This is a genomic window from Pseudomonas edaphica, from assembly GCF_005863185.1.
GTDB classification, from domain to species: Bacteria; Pseudomonadota; Gammaproteobacteria; order Pseudomonadales; family Pseudomonadaceae; genus Aquipseudomonas; species Aquipseudomonas edaphica.
In genome coordinates, this window is record NZ_VBVZ01001135.1 from 1 (window position 1) to 569 (window position 569).

Here is a 569-nt window from a genome sequence, read left to right on the forward strand (position 1 = left end):
GGGATGCATTCCCACGCAGAGCGTGGGAACGATCGGTAGCCTGCGTATGGCTCTCTCTTCTTAGCAGCCCTCTTGTTAGGACATGCCCTACACAGATTTCGGGTTGCGTCCGAACATAGCTCACCGCTAACCTTCTCGAGTCGTTGCAAAATCAACGACCGGGTGTGGAAGCCCGAATGATCCAGGCGCCTTAGCGCCCACAGAAGTGAGCGCTTTTTTCATAACTCACGGAGTATCCGTATGAAAAAAGTAACGCCTAACCCAATATCGTCTACCCCGGATGAAACCTCACAAGCCACAAAGAACATCATCTTCACCGTCCGCCCCGGCCTCAGTACCGAAGTTGCCTTGAGCAATGCCAGCGAGATGCTGGAATCGGCGACGGTGTGTGCCTATGACTGTGCCGAGCATTTGGACGGTTCAAGCCGCAAACAGGTGCTGGCGGTGGTGCAGATGGTTGAGATTGCGCAGTTGTTGGTGGATCAAGCGCTGAATCGGGAGTGTCCCGTGGCCTGATGGCTGAGGCGATCTAGTGTGGGAGCTGGCTTGTCGGATCGCCGCACCGCTGC

1 protein-coding gene is annotated in these 569 nt (G+C 55.9%); it reads left to right on the forward strand.

Features of this window, described 5'->3' with window-relative positions; translation table 11 throughout:
* Positions 1 to 240 precede the first annotated feature (240 nt).
* Positions 241 to 516: a DUF6124 family protein gene (locus FEM54_RS33695; RefSeq protein WP_138454414.1), complete on the forward strand. Its 276-nt coding sequence runs from the start codon at positions 241 to 243 to the stop codon at positions 514 to 516.
* Positions 517 to 569: the final 53 nt, after the last annotated feature.